The 23,879-nt window shown below is 35.0% G+C and carries 18 protein-coding genes; 8 read left to right on the forward strand and 10 right to left on the reverse strand.

What is annotated here, in order from left to right; genetic code table 11:
* Positions 1-73 precede the first annotated feature (73 nt).
* The 4 genes from recJ to ACQUQZ_RS08050 all read left to right on the forward strand — a co-directional run bounded on the left by recJ (position 74) and on the right by ACQUQZ_RS08050 (position 9,687).
* Positions 74-1,795 (forward strand): single-stranded-DNA-specific exonuclease RecJ, encoded by a 1,722-nt coding sequence (gene recJ / locus ACQUQZ_RS08035; RefSeq protein ID WP_435354358.1) that lies wholly within the window; start codon positions 74-76, stop codon positions 1,793-1,795.
* A gap of 201 nt (positions 1,796-1,996) precedes the next feature.
* Positions 1,997-3,109 carry a DUF2911 domain-containing protein gene (locus ACQUQZ_RS08040; RefSeq protein WP_435354359.1) on the forward strand — a complete coding sequence of 371 codons (1,113 nt, stop codon included), beginning with the start codon at positions 1,997-1,999 and terminating at the stop codon, positions 3,107-3,109.
* A 209-nt stretch (positions 3,110-3,318) separates the two neighbouring features.
* Positions 3,319-4,056 (forward strand): LPS export ABC transporter ATP-binding protein, encoded by a 738-nt coding sequence (gene lptB, locus ACQUQZ_RS08045; RefSeq protein WP_435354360.1) that lies wholly within the window; start codon positions 3,319-3,321, stop codon positions 4,054-4,056.
* A gap of 180 nt (positions 4,057-4,236) precedes the next feature.
* Complete coding sequence (locus ACQUQZ_RS08050) at positions 4,237-9,687, forward strand: alpha-2-macroglobulin family protein (RefSeq protein ID WP_435354361.1); 5,451 nt, start codon at positions 4,237-4,239, stop codon at positions 9,685-9,687.
* 62 nt (positions 9,688-9,749) lie between these two features.
* Here ACQUQZ_RS08050 and ACQUQZ_RS08055 read toward each other — a convergent pair whose 3' ends face one another.
* On the reverse strand, positions 9,750-10,118 hold the full coding sequence (locus tag ACQUQZ_RS08055; RefSeq protein WP_435354362.1) for a DUF3471 domain-containing protein: 369 nt from the start codon (positions 10,116-10,118) through the stop codon (positions 9,750-9,752).
* A gap of 379 nt (positions 10,119-10,497) precedes the next feature.
* On the opposite strand from ACQUQZ_RS08055, the gene metF reads away from it, so the two are divergent.
* Entirely contained in the window at positions 10,498-11,457 is a 960-nt protein-coding gene (metF, locus tag ACQUQZ_RS08060) for a methylenetetrahydrofolate reductase [NAD(P)H] (protein ID WP_435354363.1), read from the forward strand.
* A 98-nt stretch (positions 11,458-11,555) separates the two neighbouring features.
* Here the strand turns inward: metF and ACQUQZ_RS08065 are convergent, their stop codons facing one another.
* Complete coding sequence (locus ACQUQZ_RS08065; protein WP_435354364.1) at positions 11,556-12,089, reverse strand: DsrE family protein; 534 nt, start codon at positions 12,087-12,089, stop codon at positions 11,556-11,558.
* Between the two features lie 103 nt (positions 12,090-12,192).
* On the reverse strand, positions 12,193-14,166 hold the full coding sequence (gene gyrB / locus ACQUQZ_RS08070; protein ID WP_435354365.1) for a DNA topoisomerase (ATP-hydrolyzing) subunit B: 1,974 nt from the start codon (positions 14,164-14,166) through the stop codon (positions 12,193-12,195).
* 210 nt (positions 14,167-14,376) lie between these two features.
* On the opposite strand from gyrB, the gene ACQUQZ_RS08075 reads away from it, so the two are divergent.
* Positions 14,377-14,895 (forward strand): SixA phosphatase family protein, encoded by a 519-nt coding sequence (locus ACQUQZ_RS08075; protein ID WP_435354366.1) that lies wholly within the window; start codon positions 14,377-14,379, stop codon positions 14,893-14,895.
* A 193-nt stretch (positions 14,896-15,088) separates the two neighbouring features.
* Entirely contained in the window at positions 15,089-16,741 is a 1,653-nt protein-coding gene (locus tag ACQUQZ_RS08080; RefSeq protein WP_435354367.1) for a S41 family peptidase, read from the forward strand.
* A 321-nt stretch (positions 16,742-17,062) separates the two neighbouring features.
* Here ACQUQZ_RS08080 and ACQUQZ_RS08085 read toward each other — a convergent pair whose 3' ends face one another.
* The 5 genes from ACQUQZ_RS08085 to ACQUQZ_RS08105 form a co-directional block, all read right to left on the reverse strand.
* Complete coding sequence (locus ACQUQZ_RS08085) at positions 17,063-17,347, reverse strand: rhodanese-like domain-containing protein (RefSeq protein ID WP_435354368.1); 285 nt, start codon at positions 17,345-17,347, stop codon at positions 17,063-17,065.
* 92 nt (positions 17,348-17,439) lie between these two features.
* On the reverse strand, positions 17,440-19,059 hold the full coding sequence (locus tag ACQUQZ_RS08090; RefSeq protein ID WP_435354369.1) for an ABC-F family ATP-binding cassette domain-containing protein: 1,620 nt from the start codon (positions 19,057-19,059) through the stop codon (positions 17,440-17,442).
* Positions 19,060-19,273: 214 nt separating this feature from the next.
* Complete coding sequence (radC, locus tag ACQUQZ_RS08095) at positions 19,274-19,957, reverse strand: RadC family protein (protein ID WP_435354370.1); 684 nt, start codon at positions 19,955-19,957, stop codon at positions 19,274-19,276.
* 167 nt (positions 19,958-20,124) lie between these two features.
* The gene (gene rpsT / locus ACQUQZ_RS08100; RefSeq protein WP_435354371.1) at positions 20,125-20,379 is read right to left on the reverse strand and encodes a 30S ribosomal protein S20; all 255 of its coding nucleotides are present in this window, start codon (positions 20,377-20,379) and stop codon (positions 20,125-20,127) included.
* Positions 20,380-20,553: 174 nt separating this feature from the next.
* On the reverse strand, positions 20,554-20,967 hold the full coding sequence (locus ACQUQZ_RS08105; protein WP_435354372.1) for a Dabb family protein: 414 nt from the start codon (positions 20,965-20,967) through the stop codon (positions 20,554-20,556).
* Between the two features lie 366 nt (positions 20,968-21,333).
* Here ACQUQZ_RS08105 and ACQUQZ_RS08110 point away from each other — a divergent pair, with 366 nt between their 5' ends.
* Positions 21,334-22,407: a zinc dependent phospholipase C family protein gene (locus ACQUQZ_RS08110; RefSeq protein WP_435354373.1), complete on the forward strand. Its 1,074-nt coding sequence runs from the start codon at positions 21,334-21,336 to the stop codon at positions 22,405-22,407.
* 60 nt (positions 22,408-22,467) lie between these two features.
* Here the strand turns inward: ACQUQZ_RS08110 and ACQUQZ_RS08115 are convergent, their stop codons facing one another.
* Together ACQUQZ_RS08115 and ACQUQZ_RS08120 are read right to left on the reverse strand one after the other, a co-directional pair.
* Positions 22,468-22,851 carry a LytR/AlgR family response regulator transcription factor gene (locus ACQUQZ_RS08115; RefSeq protein ID WP_435354374.1) on the reverse strand — a complete coding sequence of 128 codons (384 nt, stop codon included), beginning with the start codon at positions 22,849-22,851 and terminating at the stop codon, positions 22,468-22,470.
* A gap of 83 nt (positions 22,852-22,934) precedes the next feature.
* A complete protein-coding gene (locus ACQUQZ_RS08120) occupies positions 22,935-23,603 on the reverse strand; it encodes a hypothetical protein (RefSeq protein ID WP_435354375.1) in 669 nt (222 codons plus the stop codon).
* Between the last annotated feature and the right edge of the window lie 276 nt (positions 23,604-23,879).

The raw sequence follows: 23,879 nt of genomic DNA on the forward strand, positions 1-23,879 counted from the left end.
ATTGACGAATACGTTATGTCGATTTCAACAAAATAAATCCTTAATTTCGCAACTCAATCTTACAAAAAGGAAAATGTCTGAAAAACGTTGGTCATATAAAACTACCCCAAACCCACAGATTGTCAACGATTTAGCAAATGCAATAAATATTGATAAAGCTTTGGCTTCGATGCTTGTTCAACGAAAAATCACGGATTTTGATGAAGCACGAGATTTTTTTCGACCTAAGCTTGAACATCTGCATGACCCATTTTTGATGGCAGACATGGAAAATGCCGTTAATCGCCTCATTGAAGCCATTGAAAATGGAGAAAAAATCATGGTCTATGGCGATTATGATGTTGATGGTACCACCGCTGTTGCCTTGGTATATGGCTTTCTATCAACGTTTTATGGTAATTTAGAATACTATAATCCTGACCGCTACGAAGAAGGATATGGAGTATCGGTACAAGGAATTGAATGGGCTGCTGAACAAGGGGTTTCTTTGGTGATTTGCCTAGACTGCGGCATCAAAGCTCAAGGAAAAGTGACATTGGCCAAGGAAAAATACAACATAGATTTTATTATATGCGACCATCACGAACCTGATGATGAATTACCGAATGCCATAGCTGTATTAGATCCAAAACGAAAAGATTGCCCTTATCCGTATAAAGAATTGACTGGCAATGGTGTCGGTTTTAAATTGCTTCAAGCCTATTGCTATCGTACTGAAATTCCGATTGATAATCTATATGATTTTCTTGATTTATGTGTGGTCAGCATTGCTTCTGATATTGTGCCTATCACTGGAGAAAATCGAGTTTTAGCATTTTATGGATTAAAAAAACTTAATGAAAATCCACGAATTGGACTAAAAGCATTGAAAGAAGTGGCAGGTTTTACGACCCTTATGACAATTGAAAACGTAGTTTTTGTACTAGGCCCAAGAATCAATGCTGCAGGACGAATAAAACACGCCAAAGCTGCCGTAAAGCTTTTATTATCAGGTGATTATAACGAAGCAATAGATTTTGCTCACGAAATACAAAAACATAATTTGGAACGCCGTGGGCATGATACTCGTATAACCGAAGAGGCCTTAGCGATGATTGAGGGGGATGAATGGTTGATAAATTCTGCTAAAAGTACAGTGCTTTATAAAGAAGATTGGCACAAAGGTGTGATAGGTATTGTGGCGAGTAGATGTATCGAAAAATATTATCGTCCAACTATAATTCTGACAAAATCTCATGAAAAAGCCGCAGGTTCAGCTCGCTCGGTCGAGGGTTTTAATCTCTATGGAGCAATCGAACAATGTGCCAATTTACTTGAGCAATTTGGTGGACACACCCATGCCGCTGGTATGACAATTCCGATTGAAAATATTGATGCGTTTCGTTTAGCATTTGATAAAATAGTTTCTGCTACCATTACCGAAGAGCAACTTACCCCAGTGGTGAAAATAGATTTGAAAATAAAATTGGGAGAGATTTCTTCTAAATTTTATCGAATTATGAATCAAATGGCTCCTTTCGGCCCAGAAAATATGCAACCTGTTTTTGCCACTGAAAACCTTACGCTCAAATATGCTCCAAGAGTCATGAAAGAAAAACACCTTCGACTCGAACTTTTTGAAGAAGAAACAGGTGCAATTTTAACAGCAGTAGGTTTTGGTATGGTGGAAGAACATCTCGAAAAACTGAACACTAATAAATATTTCAGTGTAGCCTATCAGATTGATGAAAATACATTTAATAACAAGACCACTTTACAATTAATGTTGAAAGATATTAAATACTCTGTAATTTAATAATTTGGAGATTTGAGGATTTGGAGATTTGACAATAAATTGATTATTACATGTTTTGGTCATTAATTGTCAAATTGTCAAATTGACCAATCTCCAAATTATTAATTACTCTCCGCTAAAAAATCACGCTAATTGTGGTATTTTTTCTTCATTATTTTATGTTAATTTTGAATTTTTCAAAATTTAATCATACACAAAATCATGACAAAAAAACTATTACTTACACTACTTATTGCCATTATTTATATCAATAGTGGCTTTGCACAAGCACTCCGAATACCGCAAAACAATAATTTTCCCTCTTCTGCTGGAAGAAAAATCGGCGTAACCGAAATTGAAGTAAAATGGAATGCCCCTGGAGTGAAAGGGCGAGAAGGCAAGATTTGGGGTACTGACGTTGCTTATTTTGGTACAACTGTTTTAGGATTTGGTTCAAATACCGAATCTCCATGGCGTGCAGGAGCGGATGAGTGTACTACTATTTCTTTCTCCACCGATGTTACTATCAATGGTAAGTCTTTGGCAGCAGGAAAATACGCCCTTTTTATGCAGCTTTCTCCAGACTCTACCATATTGATTTTCAATAAAAATAGCAGAGGGTGGGGAAGCTATTTCTATGATAAAAGTTTAGATGTTTTGAGAGTTCGTACGACTCAGAAAAAAAATCAAGCTTCATTACAAGAGCGTCTGGTGTATAATTTTAGTAATCAAACCGAAAATTCAGTAGAAATTAGTTTAGATTGGGAGCGTTGGAGCATTCCATTTAAAGTGGAAGTGGACGCAAAGAAAACAATTCTTGCTCATATTAAAAGAGAAATGAGTGGCGAATTAGGTTTCGACCCACCGAGTTTGGAATTTGCAGCCAATTGGTGTGCCGATAACGACCTAAATTTGGAAGAAGCCAATAATTGGATAACCTCGGCTACCTCTCCTAATCTTGGTGGAAGTTCAACATTCAGGGCTTTATCTACGAAGGCCAAAATTTTAGATAAATTAGGCAAAAAAGAGGAAGCTGCAACTACCATGCAAACTGCTATTGACAAAGGTTCGGCAATCGAATTGCACCAATATGGCAGACAATTGTTGGCACAAAAGAAAGTCAATGAAGCAATGAAGATTTTTGAATTGAATCATAAAAAAAATAATGGAGCTTGGCCTACCAATGGAGGTTTAATGAGAGGCTATTCGGCAAGTGGAAACTATAAAAAAGCCTTAGAATATGCAAAATTAGCCTTAGTTCAAGCCCCCGATGATGTAAATAAGAAGTTTTTGGAAAATGCCATTAAGACTTTAGAAGAAGGGAAAGCATTATAGATTTTAGTTGAGTGACGAATGTTGATTTGCGAATGACGAATTTATTATAAGTGAAAACTTTTGAAAACTATCACGCATTTTTGTGTGGTAGTTTTTTTATCAACTTACGCTCAATATAAGCGTAAGTTTAAAATTAAGAAAGATTAACAGGATATTTTAAGAAAAGGACTTAGTTTTGCAGAAAGAACCACTTAAAGTTCTAAAAAAGTATGATTCTAAGGACAGAAAATTTAATTAAAAAATACGGTCAGAGATTAGTTAATAATAATGTAAGCTACCAAGTAGGGCAGGGGGAAATTGTTGGACTTTTGGGCCCAAATGGTGCAGGTAAAACTACCTCTTTTTATATGGCTACGGGTTTGGTTAAACCCAATAGTGGAAAAGTGTGGCTTGATGATTTGGATATTACATCTTTGCCCATGTACAAGCGTGCAAAATTAGGCGTAGGATATTTGGCACAGGAACCGTCAATTTTTAGAGATTTGACGGTTGAAGAAAATATTTTAGGGATTTTAGAAATAGCAAAACCCCAACTTTCAAAAACAGAACGCAAAGAAAAAACAGAAGTTTTGTTGGAAGAATTCAGCTTGACTCACGTCCGTAAAAATAAAGGAATTGTTTGTTCGGGTGGAGAACGACGACGAACTGAAATTGCCCGTGCTTTGGCTGTTGACCCTAAATTTATTTTGTTAGATGAACCCTTTGCAGGAGTTGACCCGATTGCAGTAGAAGAGATTCAAGGAATCGTTGCTAAGTTAAAAGATAGAAATATCGGTATTCTTATTACTGACCACAACGTAAACGAAACGCTTTCCATCACCGATAGAGCATATTTGCTTTTTGAAGGAAAAATTCTTCGACAAGGTACGGCTGAAGAATTAGCGAGTGATGAATTGGTAAGGAAAGTATATTTAGGTCAACATTTTGAGCTGAAACGCAAAGTATAAAAACAAACAACACTGTTTTATAAAAGCCTGATAACTAATTATTTCAATGAGTTATCAGGCTTTGTTTTGTTAAAAAATTAGCTTAATTTATTTCTTAAAAAAAATTTTGATAATCCGCTACAATTTAACGAACTTCCCACGTTAATATCCCCGAAACCTATAATAAACTGCCTATATTTTATGAATGCATCTTTCACTCGTCTAAAAACCAATGGTTTTTTACGTTTTTTTGCCCTCTTATTATTTATTAGTTATTATTCATCACTATTTATTGGCTGTTCAAAACTCAACGAAGTGAGTATTTCTGCTCGAAATTTTGAAGATGAAATTCAAGCAGCTCAGAATTTAGTTTTTACATTCAACAAAGATTTGGTTACCGACAATGATTTAGAAAACTGGGAGGCAATCGAATATGTAAGAATTGAACCTAAAGTAGAAGGTGTATTCAAATGGTCAGCAAAGAATGAATTAGTTTTTTCACCCAGCAATGGCTTCAAAGCTGCCACAAATTACAAAGCAGTTGTTACCAAAGAAATTTTACGAAAATCAATCACCAAAAATTATAAATTAGGCGATGATTCTTTTGAATTTCATACGCCTTATCTCCAAGCACAAAAATTGGAAAGCTATTGGATGAAAGGAGCTGATGGCAAACCACTTGCTAAAGTGAAAGTTGACTTCAATTACCCTGTTCAAGAAACAGAAATTGCTAATTTAATGAAGGTTCAGATTGAAGAGGCGGATGCAAAATTTATTTTAAATAGTACTCCAAATGACCAAAAGGTAGTTTTAGCTTTAGATAATGCACCTTCATTGAAAGACGAAAGTTCACTCAAAACAACGATTGAAAAAGGTGTTAAAATTGTAGGAGGTAGTAGTTCTACTCAAAATAGCATTCAATTAGAAGGTGTTTTGCCTTCTCCTTATTCAGTCAAGATTATTGATATTGAAACTGGTTTTGAGAAAAATCAAGGCTTTGTAAAAGTAATTACAACACAGCAAATTGCGGGCGACAATCTAAAAGATGCTTTCAAAATAGAACCTGCCGTTGAAACACAAACTGAATTGACCGAAAATGGATTTATCATCAAAGGATTTTTTAGTGCTTCTGAAGCCTACACTTTGACAATAAAAGATAATCTCAGAGGAACACTCGGAGCAAAATTAGATGCTGAATTAACCAAAGATTTATTTTTTGGAGAAATGCCTGCCAGTATTGAATTTGTGAGTAAAAAAGGCCTGTATTTATCCTCTAAAGGTAGTAGAAATGTGGGAATTCGTATTACTAACATACCTAAAGTGCAATTAAAAGTTGTGAAAATTTACGAGAATAATTTACTCTCGTATGTAAGAAATAACCGCTACGAAAATTATGAATATGATGGTGAAGAAAGTGGCCCTAATGGATTTAATTACAGTACCGATGATCAAGGAATTTACAGTGATGTAATTATCAATCGAACCATCGAAACGGGTAATCTTTCAAAAGTGCATGGTGTTTCTGTACTGAATATGCCAATGCCTGAGCAAGATAAATTACGTGGTGTTTATTTGGTCAATCTCAACTCAAATGATGAATATTATCAGAATGCTACCAAACTTGTTTCGGTGTCTGATTTAGGTATTATTGCTAAAAAATCTGCTGATGGTGATGAACTGATGGTTTTTGTGAATTCTATCATTGATGCCGAGCCAATGGGCGATGTGGAAATTAAATTGATTTCGAGCAATAATCAAGTAATGGATTCACAAAAGACTGATAGTAAGGGTGTTATCATATTTGAAAAACTCAGCGAAAAAGCTCCGAATTTCAAATTAGCCATGATTACCGCTCGTACTGCTGATGATTTCAATTATATGCTGTTGGAAGATACACAAGTCGAAACTTCTCGTTTTGAGGTCGAAGGGAAGCGAGCCAATGCTACTGGTTTTGATGCTTTCGTGTATGGCGACCGTGATATTTACCGACCAGGAGAAACGATTCATTTTAATACTGTTTTGCGTGATGCTAAATGGGCTTCTGCCGAAGAAATTCCATTAAAAATCAGATTATTATTGCCCAATGGTCGTGAATTTAAATCTTTTTTGAAAAATACTAATGCACAAGGAGCGGTCGAAACGTCTATTCCACTCGATAGAGCTGCTGTTACAGGCACTTATACAATCGAAATTTTGAATGGAAATGATGTTTTACTCACGTCAAAACCTATCAGTATTGAAGAATTTATGCCTGATAGAATTAAAGTGGATGTCAGTGCAAAAGATATTTATCGTACGGGTGAAACAGTACAATTAGTAGCTACCGCAACCAATCTGTTTGGCCCACCTGCCTCCAATCGTAATTACGAAATGGACTTTAGTTTAAAACGTAAAAGTTTTTTTGCCAAAGGCTTTGAAGGTTATTCATTTGATATTCAGAATGATACCAAATTTAATAACGATTTGCGACAAGGTACAACCGATGAAGATGGATTGGCAAAGCAAGCATTTCAACTCCCTGCAACTTATCAAGATATGGGTGTTTTGGAAGGTAAAGTTTTTGTAACCGTTTTTGATGAAACTGGTCGTCCGCTCAATCGTGTTAAAAGTTTTGATGTTTTCACGCAAGATACATTTTATGGCATTGGTTTAGCTGATTATTATGTTGGTACACATGTGCCTATGAATATTCCTTTGGCTGCTGTTTCCAACGATGGAAAAGTAAAAAATGCCCGTGCTGAAGTTTCTGTTTATCGTATTGATTATCAGACAATTGTAGAGAAAATAGATGGTGTCATCAAATACAATTCTAAAAGACAAGATAAATTGGTTCAAACCAAAGAAGTGACTTTTGCAGCAGGTAAATCTGCTATCAAATTCATCCCACAAGTTTCTGGTGAATATGAAATTCGTATTGCACAAGCAGGTGCAAAAAGCTACGCTTCTCGACAATTTTATGCTTATGGCTACGGTAGCACTTCGAGTAGTTCATTTGAAGTGAGCAATGAAGGACAAGTTTTGATGGAATTTGACAAAGAAAAATATGAAGTTGGTGATAAAGCAAAAGTTTTAATGAAAACACCTTTTGTTGGAAAAATGCTTGTAACCGTAGAAAAAGGTAATGTTTTAGAACATTTTTATGTTGAAACCGATAAAAAATCAGCTGAAATAGACATCAGCGTAACGGAAGAAATGTTGCCGAATGTGTATGTCACGGCTACGCTCATTCGTCCAATGAAAGGCAACGATATGCCCTTGACGGTTGCTCATGGTTTTGCCCCAATGAAAGTAGAAAAATCAAGCAATCAATTGCCAATAGAGATTGTTGCTGTCAAAGAATCTCGGTCAAAACGCAAGCAAAAAGTAACAATCAAAACAAAGGCCAATACAGAACTCACGATTTCAGTAGTAGATGAAGGAATTTTGCAAATCAAGAACTTCAAAACACCTGATATTTATAATTATTTTTATCAAAAACAGGCCTTAGAAGTAAGTAGCCATGATTTGTATCAATTTTTATTTCCTGAATTATCATTGGCAAGTAGTAGTGTTGGGGGAGATGGATATAATTTAGAAAAAAGAGTTAATCCTTTGAGCAATGGACGAACAAAATTGGTAGCCGTTTGGAGTGGAATCTTGAAAACAGGCTCAGGCGGAGAAGCAGATTTTGAGTTTGAAATACCACAGTTTTCGGGTGATTTACGTATCATGGCAGTTGCATATAAAGATGAGGCCTTTGGCTCAGCAAATGCCAATATGAAAGTAAAAGACCCAATTGTTATTAGTACTGGAGCTCCAAGATTCTTGAGTCCAAACGATGAAGTGATGATTCCTGTAACCGTAACCAATACAACAAAAACAACTACAACAACAAATGTTTCAGTAAATCTAACAGGAGGATTGTCTTTACAAAGTGCTAATAATCAGTCGATTACAGTGCCTGCTGGTAAAGAAGTTCGCACAATGTTTAGTGTGAAAGCACCTTCAGTAATTGGCACAGGAAGTATTGCGGTTGTGGTCAATGGTTTCAAAGAAAAGTTTTCTGAAAAAATAGATTTGACTATTCGCCCAAGCACATCTTTACTTAAAACTTCACTATCGGGTGTAGTTTTAGCAGGAAAAACAGAGTCTATAAATCTTGGTAACGACTATATGGCTGGTACTGCACAGGCGAGTTTGTTGGTAAGTCGCTCTCCAATGGTGCAGTTTGCCAAGCAATTAGATTATTTGTTGGGCTATCCGCATGGTTGTATTGAACAGACAGTTTCAAAGGCTTTTCCGCAGTTATATTTTGCTGATTTTACCAAAACAATTGCTAAAAATTCTCGTTCATTAAAGGTTTCTGGTGAAAATGACTGGAATCCACAATTCAATGTACAAGCAGCCATTCGTAAAATAGAAAATATGCAATTAGCAAGCGGAGCAGTAAGTTATTGGCAAGGAGGTGATTATGAAAGTTGGTGGGGAACAGCCTTTGCCGCACATTTTATGTTAGAAGCAAAAAAAGCAGATTTTGAAGTAAATGAAGGTAATTTGAATCGAATGCTTGATTATTTGACAACTAAAACTTCGATGCAAGATTTGACAGAAATAGACTATATTTATAATGAAACAGGTACTTGGACAACCAGAACCATTGCTCGGCATGAAATGATTTATTCGCTTTATACGCTTGCAATGGCAGGAAAAGCCAATCAGCCAGTGATGAATTATTATAAGTCAAATGCTAATTTACTGACCACTGATGAGCGATATATGCTCGGAGCGAGTTTTGCACAAATTGGTGATGAAGGAAGTTTCAAACAATTATTGCCAAAAGATTATATCATCGAAAATACGCAAAAACAAACAGGAGGAAGTTTTGCTTCGCCTATCAGAAACTTAGCAATTTCATTGAATAGTTTGGTAGAATCTGATCCTGAAAATTTGCAAATACCTAAATTAGCAAGAGTGCTTTCTCAAGCCATCAAAGCTACTCCTTATCTCTCTACCCAAGAATCGGTATTTAGTTTCTTGGCTTTAGGAAAAATTGCCAAACGTACAGGTGAATCGAATGTAACTGCTTCATTATCAGTTGATAATAAAATTTTAGCAAGTTTCAATGGAACAGATTTAAATGTAGAAAAAGGAGTCGCAGGAAAATTGGTCAATATCTCGGCCAAAGGAAAAGGAAGCTTATATTACTTTACCCAACAAGAAGGATTAAGTGCCACAGGTAGCTATGTTGAAGAAGATAATTTCCTAAAAGTTCGCCGACAATTTTTGAGCCGAACTGGGCAACCAATTAGTGGAAGCCTTAAACAAAATCAATTGGTTGTGGTAAAAGTGAGTATCAGTAGTACGCTTGGCACGCCAGTGGAAAATGTGGTAGTGACAGATATGTTACCAGCTGCATTTGAAATTGAAAATCCAAGATTGAATGAAGACCGTAATATGACTTGGATAAAAAATGCTTCAACACCTCAGCATTTTGATATTCGAGATGATAGAATCAATTTCTATACTACAGCCGATGCTACCGAAAAGACATTTTACTATTTAGTTAGGGTCGTTTCAAAAGGGAAATTTATCCTCGGCCCAGTAGCTGCCGATGCCATGTACAATGGCGATTATCGAAGTTATAGTGGTGGTGGGAATGTAATAGTGGAGTAGATTTCAATCAAAAAGCCTCAAAATATATATTTTGAGGCTTTTTGATATTTTATTCTAATTGATTACTGCTGTTTTTCGCCTTCCATGCTATTGCCTTGAATACTCAATTTTATTTTTACAACAATTTTGCTTTCATTTCTGATAAATTCAACTTTACCATCATAGCCGACTACATCATAAATGTCAGTCTGTGTGGTAGGAGCAAGTTGAGCTGAACCTTGTCCAACAGCTTCACCCATCAATTTGCCATCTTGTAATGTAACTATCAAATCTTCAATAGGAGCGTCTTTCAATTTGTATTTGCCAACGTATTGCTTTAAAACCAAAGTATCAACTGGTGCTACTGTGGTCGTTGTCGATGTAGTTTGAGCTGCTACATCAAATGAGAAAGCAAATATGCCCAAAGCAATTAGGAGAACAATTTTTTTCATGTGTATTAAGTGGTTTTATTGAGAAAAAATATAACTTTAGTAACACAACGAAGATAATATAAAATAAGTTTTGCCTTTTTTGCATTTTATGAATTTTACACAAAGTTATTTTTAAATTATATCTCGCATCCTGATAGAGCTTTCTTTTTTAAATTTTGATACTGGGAACTACTGGTAAAAAAGAGAGAATTTTTTATAAAAAATTGAAAATTCAATGGTATTTTTTAATTATATCTAAAAAAGAATTTTCATGCACAGCTTAAAATAATATAACTACTTTTTAATGAAATAAAAGATAAAATAACTGTAATAGTTTGTTTTTATAAATAATATATCTATTTTTGCCGAAATAAAAAGATAATATCTCAATATTATAAAAATGGCAAAAGTAACAGAACATCTCAAAAATAATAACGGCAAACCTATTTTTTCAATAGAAATTATTCCGCCAACCAAAGGTTCAAATCTCAATGATTTATTGAATGCAATTGAACCAATGATGGAGTTGAAACCTCCTTTTATAGATGTTACTTTTCATCGAGAAGAATATTTTACAAAGCAATTACCCGATGGGACAAGCAAAGAAATCAGAACTCGTAAACGTCCTGGGACAGTTGGTATTTGTTCATCGATTATGCATAAATTCAAGATTGACCCAGTTCCACACGTGCTTTGTGGTGGCTTCACAAAGGATGATACCGAAGATCTATTGATTGACCTGAATTATTTAGGTATTGATAATGTGTTGGCTTTGCGAGGCGATTTTGCTAAACCTTACGATTCTTTCAAAGCCAAAAAAGATGGACATTTATATGCAAATGAGCTAGTTTCGCAAATAAAAGCCATGAATCAAGGTAAATATTTGCACGAGGATGCCGAATATCTCAATGCCAGTGATTTTTGTATTGGTGTTGCGGCTTATCCTGAAAAGCATTTTGAAGCCCAAAATTTAGAGCAAGATATGGAGAATTTGAAGCGAAAAGTTGAAGCTGGTGCTGATTATGTAGTAACGCAAATGTTTTTTGATAATCAAAAATATTTTGATTTTGTAAATAAATGCCGAGTAGAAGGCATTACGATTCCTATTATTCCAGGTTTGAAGGTTTTGGCAACAAAAAAACAATTAGATATTTTGCCAAGATTGTTTTATTTAGATATGCCAGAGGATTTTAGAAAAGGTGTTTTGGCATGTGAAAATGACAAGCAAGCCAAACAGTTAGGAATTGAATGGGCGATTCAACAATGTCGAGAATTAATTGATTTTGGCGTTCCTGCTTTACATTTTTATACAATGAGCAAGTCTGATACAACGATGGCTGTAGCGAGAGAGGTTTTTTGATTATAGAATAAAACTAAGTTTCATTTATTGATAATGCTCAAAATAAAAAGCGATTGATTTTCATTAAATCAATCGCTTTTTAATGTTTTATGAATTAATTATGGTAATATCAAAGCATAACCCATATTTTGGAAAGTGGTAAAAGTAATCAGTGCTGATTGTGCCACTTTGATGTTTTCATTGCGTGGTTCATCAACCATTTTTCTCGCACGGAGTGATTGTCCACAAACATAAAAACGCACGCCATTTTTAGCCAATTCATTGATTAATGGCGTATTAGGATTAGCTACACCAAACTTTTTCATATAAGCCGCATCCGTCATAATATTAGTAGTCCCTAAAAAGTGAAAGACTGCTACGATTGACAATTTTTCTCTTGGAATACCCGCATCCAAGTGTAAATTAACCAAACGAGCTAATTTATCTAGACTTGAATTGACCGAATCTGGTTTATCAGAAGCCTTCGACAAATCAACAATAATCTTGTAATCCATCTTTTTATCTGCCACAGGACTTGCCTCTGGTACATCATACATCCCACCGCCACTTTTAATGACAGGAAACTTTTTTTGTTGGGCGAAAGCAACACTTCCTAAAAGGAAAATGAGGCAAATAGTGAGTAGTTTTTTCATGATGATGAAGGGGGATATGAGTTTAGAGTGCTGAATTCTGAGTTTAACCAGCCACTCAGAACTCTAAACTCAGAATTCAGAACCGCTACGGCGGACCGTTCTTTTAAATATCTATTTTTGCATATTTGGCATTACGCTCAATAAAGTCACGGCGAGGACCAACTTCGTCGCCCATCAACATTGCAAATAAATGATCTGCTTCAGCAGCCGATTCAACAGTTACTTGTTTCAAAGTACGTTTGTCAGGTCGCATAGTAGTTTCCCAAAGTTGCTCAGGATTCATTTCTCCCAAACCTTTGTATCTCTGAATACCTACATTTTCTTCTTTTCCACCTGCCGCTAAGCGTTTTACTGCAATCTCACGTTGTTCTTCAGTCCAACAATATTCCTCTTCTTTCCCTTTTTTAACTAGATACAAAGGTGGTTGAGCAATATAAATGTATCCTTTATCAATCAATTCTTTCATATAACGGTAGAAGAACGTCAAAATCAAAGTTCTGATGTGACTACCATCAATATCGGCATCGGTCATAATAATGATTTTGTGGTAACGAAGCTTGTCAGTATTTAATGCACGTTCATCGCCTTCACGTCCGATTTGAACACCCAGAGCAGTAAACATGTTTTTGATTTCTTCGTTTTCGTAGATTTTGAATTCTTGTGCTTTTTCTACATTCAAAATCTTTCCACGTAAAGGCAAAATGGCTTGGAATGCACGATTTCTACCTTGTTTGGCCGAACCACCAGCTGAGTCTCCCTCAACTAAGTAAACCTCACAAATAGTTGGGTCAGATTCTGAGCAGTCAGCCAATTTTCCTGGCAAGCCACTACCAACCAAAACGTTTTTACGCTGTACCATTTCACGTGCCTTTTTAGCGGCAATACGTGCTTTAGCAGCTAAAATCACTTTATCGACAATGATTCTTGCTTCTCTTGGATGCTCTTCTAAGTAATTTTCAAGCATTTCAGCAACACATGAACTCACAGCCGAAGTAACTTCACTATTACCTAATTTAGTCTTTGTTTGTCCTTCAAATTGTGGTTCTTGTACTTTTACTGAAATCACGGCCGTTAATCCTTCTCGGAAGTCATCACCACTAATTTCAATTTTTTCTTTGGCTAAAATACCTGACTTCTCTGCATAACCTTTCAAGGTACGAGTTAGAGCCATACGGAAACCAGAAACGTGCGTACCACCTTCGTGTGTATTGATATTATTCACAAAAGACGAAACATTTTCGCTATAACCAGTATTATAAAGCATGGCTACATCAACTGGCACACCGTCTTTATTACCTTCCATAAACATTGGTTCAGGTATCAAACGCTCACGGCCAGCATCAATGTAGGATACGAATTCTGCCAAACCACCTTCTGATTTAAAAGTGTCTGTCAGAGCTTCTCCTTTTTCGTCAATTTCACGTAAATCTTTGAGAATAATGGTAATACCTTTATTTAGGAAAGACAATTCACGCAAACGATTGGCAACGGTTTCGTATTTATATTCTGTTACTGTAAAAATAGTATCATCAGGTTTGAATGTTACTGTTGTACCTGTATCACTTGCATCACCAATTTCACGAACTGGATAAAGTGGTTTTCCGATATTATATTCTTGTTCAAAAGCTTTTCCATCTCTGTGAACTTCCACTCTCAAGTGGGTAGAAAGTGCATTTACACAAGAAACCCCTACACCATGCAAACCACCCGAAACTTTGTAAGTGTCTTTGTCAAATTTACCACCAGCGTGAAGCACGGTCATTACAACCTCTAAAGCTGATTTTTTCTCTTTAGTGTGCATTCCAGTAGGAATCCCACGACCATTATCTTTTACTGTTACCGAATTATCTTCATTGATTGTTACATTAATTGTATCACAATGTCCAGCGAGAGCCTCATCAATTGAATTATCTACTACCTCCCAAATTAGGTGGTGAAGACCTTTTGCACTAATATCGCCAATATACATGGCGGGACGTTTTCTTACTGCTTCTAACCCTTCAAGTACCTGAATATTCTCGGCACCATAATCTGCTCTTGATTTTTGAGGCTCAACGCCCTCCTGATTTTCTGCCATAATTTATTTTTTATGAATGTTACCCAACAGATTTTATCTGCGTATTATTTACTAACTTTGTTACTCACAGTTTTTTGTATAATTTAGGTGTAAAGATACACATTTTTATCGGATTTTGAAAATATTTATTGAACATTGAGTACCTGAATTATCACTTATTCGACAAATATTTTATTCAAGAAATTTTATTAAAAACTTTATTTTTTATTTATGAAAAACAACCAAATGATGAGGCTATTAATTATTCTTGCAATGCTTGTAAGTTCCTGTAAATCAATATTTTATGTTGTAAGGCATGCTGAAAAAGTTGATAATTCAGCCAATCCTCCTTTGAGCGAATTGGGTCAAGCAAGAGCGAAAGATTTAAAAGAAGAATTATCAAATAAAGGAATATCAGGGATTTATTCAACCAACTATTTGCGTACCAAAAATACAGCTAAGCCATTGTCGGACGCAACAGGTATTTCAATAAGTATTTATGCTCCCAGCCCAGCCGATTCGATGCGAGTTTTTATTGAAAAATTGAAGCAAATCAAAGGCAAAAATGTATTAGTTGTAGGGCATAGCAATACAGTAAAATATGTGGTGAATGGACTTTATGAACGTGATACTCTGCGGTCAGATATTGCTGATAATGACTTTGATAACATATATATAGTAAAAAGACAATTTTTTCCAGTCAGAAAAATGCGTTTCTTTGCAAAAACTTATGGAAAAACTTCACCTTAGTATGTGTAAAAACCTGCAAGGTTTGCAAAACCTCACAGGTTTAGTGATTAGTATGAATAAAATCAGTTATATGAAACATCTTTTGGTCAAGTTTTTGCGTTAATTGTAGGGTAAGTTTCCAACTTGCTCATTAGTGTCAATCCACAATCTGGAAATCGGGTCGCCGAAACGATTGTATTACAAATTATTTATTATGAAAAACCTTCGCAGATTTACTTTAATTGTTTTAGCTATTGTTACAATTCCTTTTGTAGCTTTCAAATATGACGACCGCTATTTCGAAATTGCTAAAAACTTGGATATTTTCGCTACCATGTTTAAAGAATTAAACGCCTATTATGTAGATGAAATCAATCCAAATAAAGCTATGCGTTTGAGTATTGAATCAATGCTCAAGCAACTCGACCCCTATACTAATTTTTATCCAGAAGATGACATCGAAGATTATATGACCATGACAACTGGTAAATATAATGGTATTGGTGCAACAGTTTCTCATCGTGATAATAAGCACGTGGTAGTGATGATTTATGAAGGCTCACCCGCTGATAAAGCAGGAATGAAAATCGGTGATGAAATTGTAAAAGTAGATGGGGTTGATGTGGTTAGTAGAAAAGGTGTGGACATTGGCCGTTTGATGAAAGGTCAGACAGGAACAACGGTAAAAATGTCTGTCAAGCGTTTTGGACAAAATGCTCCACTTGATTTAGTAGTTGGTCGTGATATTGTAAAAACATTGAATGTGCCACATTCAGGAATGATAAATGACGAGGTTGGCTATATTCAGCTTAATGATTTTACGGCAACTGCTGCTAAAGAAGTAAAATCTGCATTTGTTGATTTGAAAGGACAAGGAATGAAGAAATTAATTCTTGATTTACGTGGCAATCCTGGTGGTTTACTCAATATGTCGGTTGAAATATGTAATGCGTTTTTGCCAAAAGACCAAATGATCGTAGAAACTCGTGGAAAAGTTGCCGAATGGAATCATAAATACATGGCTTTGGAAGCTCCACTTGACACCGAAATGCCTATTGTGACACTCATCAATAGTCAAAGTGCTTCGGCTTCCGAGATTGTAAGTGGCACGCTTCAAGATTATGACCGTGCAGTTTTGATTGGACAACGTTCGTTTGGTAAAGGTTTAGTCCAGACTACACGTGATTTGAGTTATAATACAAAAATGAAAATTACAACTGCTAAATATTATATTCCGAGTGGTCGTTGTATTCAAGCTTTAGATTATAGTCATCGTAATCCCGATGGAAGTGTCGGACGTGTGCCAGATTCTTTAAAAACAGCATTTAAAACCAAAAATGGACGTACTGTTTATGATGGAGGAGGAGTTGACCCTGATATTAAAACAGAAGTGCCAACAATGGCTGCTGTAACTGCCAATTTGATTCAGAAAAACGTAATATTTGATTATGCTACAAAATATTATTTTGAACACGCCAATCAAAAGCCAAAAGAGAAGTTTTCATTGTCAGAAGCTGAGTATCAGGATTTTATCACATGGCTGAAAGGGAAAGATTTTACTTATTCAACAGCAATGGAGCGTAATTTGGATAATTTAGAGGCTTCAGCAAAAAAAGAAAACTCTTTGGATTTGGTGCAAGAACAAGTAAAGTCTCTACGTGAAAAAATTAATCAAGGAAAGCAACAGGATTTAATCAAAAATAAAGAAGATATCAAAGAACAATTAGAAGCTGAAATTCTAAGTCGTTATTATTATCAAAAAGCGATGAAATTCGTTGCCTTTGAACGTGATAAAGAAGTACAAGAGGCTTTGAAGTTATTCAAGGATTTACCACGTTATCATGCGATTTTGAAAGGTGGGAAATGAGTTCTGAGTTCTGAGTTCTGAGTTCTGAATTCTTTTCTTCCACAGGATTATGATTTTTTTCAGAAAAAGCTTATAATCTTTTCGATTTTGTTGTATTTTTGCAAGGATAAAAATTTAAACTAAATACGATTATGTTCGGCTATCAATATCCTACTTGGTCTGCGATTCTTTTCTTTGTTGTTTTAATGGCTGTATCTTTTGCTGTTGGCAAATGGTTAGTAAAAAACGATAGAAATTATAAAGGATTCTAATAAAGTTCTGACTTCTGAATGCTGTGCTTTGTTGAATATTCATTATTCTAAACTCAGCATTCAGAACTCTTTAAAAAATCCCTTCTTCTAAGTGCAGAATAGTTTTTTCTGCTAATTTCTTTGCCAAAAGTCTGGCTACTATACTGCTTCGTGTGCCATTTGAACAAGCAACTACAATAGTTGAGTAATTTTGTAATTCTGATAATCTCTCCGTTATTTCATGCGGTGGAATATTGATTCCTCCAATATTAAAATCTGCAAATTCAGATACTTCTCTTACATCCAAAAGTATCGCATTGGTATCAGAAAGAATGGCTTCTAACTCGTTTTGGGCTATTTCTGTGAAATCTAGCATGTCTATATAATTATAAAACCTGCAAGGTCTGAAAAAGACCTTGCAGGTTTAGATTTATAGGTTTTGAATGTTTATTATGGAAAATTTGCTGATTACTTATAAAGAGCCTCACGTTGTGCTTTGATTTTTTCATCAGTCAAATACCCATCAAAGTCAATCAATTTATCTAAACAACCCTTAGGAGTAAGCTCAATGACACGAGTCGCCACAGTTTGTGTCAATTGGTGGTCATGACAAGTAAATAAAATATTGCTTGGGAAATCTTCCATTCCTTTGTTCAAGGCTTGAATAGATTCCAAATCTAAGTGGTTGGTTGGCTCGTCAAAAAGCAAAACGTTTGCTCCTGAAAGCATCATTCTCGAAAACATGCAACGTTGTTTTTCTCCTCCTGACAAAACTGTACATTTTTTCAAAGCTTCTTCGCCCGAAAACAACATTCTTCCTAAGAATCCACGTATGAAAGTTTCGTCTTTTTCTGTTGAGTATTGTCTCAACCAATCAACTAAATCAAGACTTCCATCAGAGAAATATTCTGTATTTTCGTTGGGCAAATAAGTATGAGTAATAGTTATTCCCCATTTGAAAGTACCACCTGATGCCTGTTTTTCGCCAGAAAGGATAGAGAACAGAGCTGAAACAGCCAAACCATCTTTACTCAAAAAAGCTATTTTTTCATTGCGAGAAACTTGAAAACTTAAATTCTTAAATAAATAAGTGCCATCATCTAATTTATAGCTCAGATTCTCAACTAATAAAATTTGGTCACCTACTTCACGTTCAGGTTTAAAGCCGATATATGGATATTTACGTGATGAAGGCTGAATTTGCTCAATATTCAATTTCTCAATCATTTTCTGACGAGCAGTTGCTTGCTTAGATTTTGCAACGTTGGCAGAAAAACGACGAATAAATTCTTCCAATTCTTTCTTTTTCTCTTCAGCTTTTTTGTTTTGATCAGATTTCTGACGAGCTGCTAATTGGCTTGATTCGTACCAGAAAGAGTAATTACCACCATAAAGAGAAATTTTCTTATAGTCAAGATCGGCAATATAGGTACAAACATTATCCAAGAAGTGACGGTCATGTGAAACAACGATTACGGTATTTTTGAAGTTCATTAAGAAACCTTCCAGCCAAAGAATCGAATCAATATCTAAGTTATTGGTAGGCTCATCGAGTAACAAAATATCAGGATTACCAAATAATGCTTGTGCCAACAAAACCTTCACTTTATCAGAAGGGTTCATGTCAGCCATGAGCGTATAATGCGTATCTTCTTTAATCCCTAAGCCTGAAAGTAAAGTTGCAGCATCAGATTCTGCGTCCCAGCCATTCATATCAGCAAATTCGGCTTCCAACTCAGCAGCACGATTGCCATCTTCTTCTGTAAAATCTTCTTTTGAATAAATGGCATCTTTTTCAGCAATGATTTGTGACAAACGTTCATTACCTCTAACAACAGTATTTAAAACTGTTTCATCATCAAAAGCATTTTGATTTTGCTTCAAAACCGACATTCTTTCACCTGGATCCATGCTCACGTTACCAGAAGTAGGTTCTATTTCACCCGAAAGAATCTTTACAAATGTTGATTTTCCAGCACCGTTTGCTCCAATCAAGCCATAGACGTTGCCCGGAGTAAATTTGAGATTAACCTCTTCAAAAAGAGTTCGTTTGCCAAAACTAAGCGAGATATTTGATACTGTAAGCATTTTAATTAATGTAGAATGTAAAATGAATAATGTAGAATGTACTGCTACTTTCAACTTAAATTCAAAACTCTATTTTTGATTTTTATGTATATATTCGTGAATGACAAGTTTTTTTTAAGATATTCTCACTTGCTAAGTTTGAGTTAGAGAATTAATGTCTTTTAATTGAATAAGTTTTATAATTATTCATTTTGCATTATTCATTCTACATTACTCAAAAGATCCCCTCATCTGCAAAGCTAAAATAGGCCTCATCGCCAAAAATAAGATGGTCAAGCACTGGAATATCAAGCACACGCCCAGCTTCTTTTACTTTTTTGGTTAAATCCTTGTCGGCCTGACTTGGTGTTAAATTACCTGATGGATGATTATGCACCAAAATAATGGATGAAGCCAAATGTTCAATAGCAGCTTTGAAAATCATTTTTGGGTCTGCTACCGTGCCTGCTACTCCTCCGATACTAATCTGTTGAGGTCTAATGATTTCATTGGCACGATTCAATAAGATTACCCAAAATTGTTCGTGCAATAAGTCCATTAAATAGGGTCGAACAGCTTTATAAGCATCGGCCGATGAGGCAACTTTTACCTTTTTTATTACTTCACTTTCCTTTCTTCTTCTTCCCAATTCCATTGCAGCTGCAATCGAAATTGCTTTTGCTTCGCCAATACCTTTAAATTTTATCAAATCATTGATACTCAATTTGGCAAGCTCATGGAGATTGTTATTGACGCTTTGCAAAATTAATTTTGATAAATCAACAGCCGACAGCTCTCTTGAGCCCGAGCCGATCAAAATTGCGATTAATTCTGCATCTGAAAGAGCTACTTTGCCCTTCATTATAAGTTTTTCACGTGGCCTATCTTCCTCTGCCCATGAAAGGATATTGTTTATCATTGTTGTGCTTTTGGTATGTAGCTTTAGAATAGAAATAATGATTTATTTTAAACATTCTTCATGGCTAATAGCTATTGGACAATGGCCAAAAGCTCAAAAAATTAAACAAAAAATGCTCACGGAGAACTTATTCCATGAGCAAAATATTGAATTTCTTTTGGGCGAAATTACGCTAAAGTAGCAATATGCTTTGCCAAACCTGATTTCAAGTTTGCTGCTTTGTTTTTGTGGATAACGTTCTTACGAGCTAATTTATCCAAAGCCGAAGCTGCACTTTTGAACAATTCAGTAGCGGCTAATTTATCGCTAAGACCACGTAATTTTCTAACCAAAGTACGTGTAGTTTTGTGTTGATAACGGTTTCTCAAACGTTTAGTTTCGTTTGCTCTGATACGCTTTAATGCTGACTTATGATTTGCCATTGTATTGTATAAAAATATTTGTCTATGCTAAAATTGGAGTGCAAAATTAAGAAATTAATATTAAATAAAAAACTAACTCGAAAAATATTTTAATAAAAACCTTATTGTTTTCTAAAAACAAGGAAGGCATCGTTTTGAGCGATGCCTTCCTTCAATTCAATCAACCATCAACTATTACTTAATCTCAGAGTTGATAACTAAGACTTTTTCCCAATTGGCTTCATTTGCTTTTTCAAATGATTGGTATTCAGCACTTTGGCGGAATTTTTCCACTTCAGCATCAGTTCTGAATGTTAAATAGTGCATTACATCATATTCTGCTTTTGAATTACTTTCACTGAAAGTTTCTCCTGCCGAATAGCTTGCGATTTCTGGCAACTCACGTTTCAAATCTTGAAAACCCGCCATGTGTCTTTTAATTGCTTCTGCTGAAGTTCCTTGTTTGAACTTAAAACAAACGATGCGTTGCTTTTGTGCTTTTGGAGGCGTATATGCCGAACCATAAGCAACCATTAAAAATGCAAACATTCCCAATGCCATAGCTGGCATTAAATATCTTAGTAACGATTTTTTTTGTGTCTGACTCATATTCTTATTTTTCCCGAATAATATTTTGTAACATGTTGCAAATATAACACCTTTTATTTGATTTTGTTGCATTATTTCAAGAAAATATTTTATTGTTTCTGTAAATAATGTGTATTGCCAAATAATATTTGGTTTTGAGTATTTTTAACAGAATGGTCAGTTTTACTTAATTTTTTTAATTAATAGAATTTAGGTGCTAATTTTTGGTACTTTTTCGAGAAAAATAAAAAATAGTAAAAAAGGTAGTTTAAAATTTATGACTTGTAATAATAAAAATGTGTTTTTTTAGAATTATGCGTGTAGCTTTTGAGTTTTTTAGAAATTATCAAAAAAAATATTTTATTTTGGGCAAAAAAAAGGTACAAAATGAAAAAAAAGACACTGAAATCCACACTTTTAAAAAAAACAATAAATTATAATAAAATAGCATTGCGTTTTTTTAGTATAATTTCACTTTTCATCTTGATTTCTTCATGGAAAAATGAGCATCAACTTCAAAATAGGCCATTACCATTGTGGCAATTGCCATTGTGGGGCTTTTTTGCTCATCAGCAAATCAATCGTTTGGCGGTTTTTACTTTACCACCAGAGATGTTTAAATTCTACAAAAAGAACATTGATTATATTTCTGAGAATGCCGTTAATCCTGATGAGCGTCGATACTCAGTGAAGGCTGAAGCCCCACGACATTTTATTGATTTAGATAATTATAGCGATTCTTTGCAGAAAGTCCTTCCAAATTTTTCTTGGAAAGACGTTACTGAAAGAATTGGTGAAGATACTCTTAACCGACATGGAATTGTACCGTGGCATATCAATTTAATGAAATACCAATTGACTGAAGCATTTCGAAATAAAAATGTACATAAAATTTTGATGTTATCAGCAGATATTGGACATTATATTGCAGATGCCAATGTTCCCTTGCATACAACTCGAAATTATAATGGCCAGTTTTCAAATCAAGTAGGTATTCATGGGTTTTGGGAAAGTCGTTTACCAGAAATGTTTGCTGAAAATTATGATTTTTTTATCGGACAAGCAGAATATGTAAAAACCCCTCAAAAACGTGCTTGGCAAGCAGTGATGAATGCACACGCAGCTTTAGATTCTGTTTTGATTTTTGAACGTGAATTGACAAATAAGGTTTCAGAAGATAAAAAATTTAGTTTTGATGAACGCAATGGGGTTACGATTCGTACCTATTCCAAAGAATTTTCGACTCGTTATCATACAATGCTCAAAAATCAAGTTGAGCGACAAATGAGAACTTCTATCAAAATGGTTGGTGATTTTTGGCTTACTTGTTGGATTGATGCTGGTCAACCTGATTTGTCGCAATTGATTGATTACAAATTGACTCAAGAAGAAAAAGAAGCAGAAGAAACAGAAAAAAAATCATGGCTTCAGCGTACTTTCGATGTACGAAAGGAAAACTAATGGATAATAATAGTGTTTGCTTGCTTATTGAAAAAACACATTAGATGATAGACGAAAAAGTTAGAAAGATTTGCAGCCAAACTTCCTTGCTTGAGCAATCGCCAGAGTGTTATTTATCTGTAATTTTTTTTGTTCAATATGTTTATTGACGATGATGGTTAATTGGTTTTTCTTTCGTCTCGACATATTGACTTTTAAATCATTTTGCAATAATAGTTCACCTAATAGGCAACTGTTTATAAATTCAAGATTGATTAGAAACGATTTGTTTGGGCGAATGAAACCGTTGCCTATTCGTTCTTGAATATGTCCAAGAGTAGTTGCAACTATTTTTCTTTTTCCTATGGTATAATGAATAATTGTGTAATTAATGTCGGCCTCGAAATAGGCAACATCCTTACTGAATAGTTTAATTCTACCCCCGACTTTTATTAAATCTTCCATTTTTTTTAGATTTTTTTAAGAGCATAATTGTAGATTCAAGAATGGGTTTGATAGATATCCATTCTTGAATCTTTAGAATATTTTTATTGCATTCGAGTGATAACGATATTGGCAGTAACAGCACGTGAACCACCAGCACTTGGATTGATTGTAAGAGCAACAGGGTTGCCGCTTGGATTGGCAACACTCAATATTGTATTGACGGATGTGGTGGTAATCATCGTATGACCAACGATTTGGCTTGTTCCAGTTGCACGTCCGACTACGCTGGTTGGAACGTCTGTACCATTAAGCTGTAAAATAAGTTGACCAGCCTCTGCAATACTCACTTGCCAATGTACCAAATAAATGCCAACAGCAGGTATATTAAACTGACTCGTATTTATACGAGTAATGATGCCATTTGTAGGGCCATTTTGAGGAAATTGAATAGTTGAACCTGCCGCTATTGTAGCAGTATTATCTCCTGGCATTAGAGCATAAAATTCTGCGAATGTTGTAATACTTCCTAAAAGATTCCATTTTGTACCAGTCCAATAATAGTATCCAGGCGAAACATTATTAGGAGGTATGCCAACAGTGGCAGTGTTATAGACAAGTAATGAAGTGGCTGGAGAGACAATCGTGGTTATGTCTGAAGTAGATGTGAGACTTACTCGGGGAATGAGAACCCCTTTGTTCTTTGATGCTACATCAAGCATGGCAGATGGATTATTTTGAGCAAATAATTCTCCACTAAATAAAATGCACATAAGACAAATGACGATACAAAAGAAAGACGAATTTCTTTTATGATGATTAATGGATGATTTGTTTTTTGATGAGATTAATTCGGATGTAAAAAATAATTTTTCCATTGTAGAGAATATTTTCATGTTTAAAAGAAAGATGTAAAAAATGAAAGTGTTGGATTTAAATGAGCTTTTTGAAAAATTACTTCCATCCTAAAAAATATCGATACTTGTTTAATCTATCAATAAAAAGCGAATAGTTTGTGTGTGAAGTAATTTATATAATGCAAAGGTGAA

The organism is Emticicia sp. SJ17W-69 (genome assembly GCF_051209875.1).
Classification (GTDB): domain Bacteria; phylum Bacteroidota; class Bacteroidia; order Cytophagales; family Spirosomataceae; genus Emticicia.

Bases quoted from the DNA above. Each gene is read 5' to 3' on its own strand.
- gyrB (WP_435354365.1), bottom strand. From the start codon at position 14,166: ATGGCAGAAAATCAGGAGGGCGTTGAGCCTCAAAAATCAAGAGCAGAT.
- rpsT (WP_435354371.1), bottom strand. From the start codon at position 20,379: ATGGCAAATCATAAGTCAGCATTAAAGCGTATCAGAGCAAACGAAACT.
- radC (WP_435354370.1), bottom strand. From the start codon at position 19,957: ATGATAAACAATATCCTTTCATGGGCAGAGGAAGATAGGCCACGTGAA.
- ACQUQZ_RS08090 (WP_435354369.1), bottom strand. From the start codon at position 19,059: ATGCTTACAGTATCAAATATCTCGCTTAGTTTTGGCAAACGAACTCTT.
- ACQUQZ_RS08055 (WP_435354362.1), bottom strand. From the start codon at position 10,118: ATGAAAAAAATTGTTCTCCTAATTGCTTTGGGCATATTTGCTTTCTCA.
- recJ (WP_435354358.1), top strand. From the start codon at position 74: ATGTCTGAAAAACGTTGGTCATATAAAACTACCCCAAACCCACAGATT.
- lptB (WP_435354360.1), top strand. From the start codon at position 3,319: ATGATTCTAAGGACAGAAAATTTAATTAAAAAATACGGTCAGAGATTA.
- ACQUQZ_RS08080 (WP_435354367.1), top strand. From the start codon at position 15,089: ATGAAAAACCTTCGCAGATTTACTTTAATTGTTTTAGCTATTGTTACA.
- ACQUQZ_RS08115 (WP_435354374.1), bottom strand. From the start codon at position 22,851: ATGGAAGATTTAATAAAAGTCGGGGGTAGAATTAAACTATTCAGTAAG.
- ACQUQZ_RS08085 (WP_435354368.1), bottom strand. From the start codon at position 17,347: ATGCTAGATTTCACAGAAATAGCCCAAAACGAGTTAGAAGCCATTCTT.
- ACQUQZ_RS08040 (WP_435354359.1), top strand. From the start codon at position 1,997: ATGACAAAAAAACTATTACTTACACTACTTATTGCCATTATTTATATC.
- ACQUQZ_RS08065 (WP_435354364.1), bottom strand. From the start codon at position 12,089: ATGAAAAAACTACTCACTATTTGCCTCATTTTCCTTTTAGGAAGTGTT.
- ACQUQZ_RS08110 (WP_435354373.1), top strand. From the start codon at position 21,334: ATGAAAAAAAAGACACTGAAATCCACACTTTTAAAAAAAACAATAAAT.
- metF (WP_435354363.1), top strand. From the start codon at position 10,498: ATGGCAAAAGTAACAGAACATCTCAAAAATAATAACGGCAAACCTATT.
- ACQUQZ_RS08050 (WP_435354361.1), top strand. From the start codon at position 4,237: ATGAATGCATCTTTCACTCGTCTAAAAACCAATGGTTTTTTACGTTTT.
- ACQUQZ_RS08075 (WP_435354366.1), top strand. From the start codon at position 14,377: ATGAAAAACAACCAAATGATGAGGCTATTAATTATTCTTGCAATGCTT.
- ACQUQZ_RS08105 (WP_435354372.1), bottom strand. From the start codon at position 20,967: ATGAGTCAGACACAAAAAAAATCGTTACTAAGATATTTAATGCCAGCT.
- ACQUQZ_RS08120 (WP_435354375.1), bottom strand. From the start codon at position 23,603: ATGTGCATTTTATTTAGTGGAGAATTATTTGCTCAAAATAATCCATCT.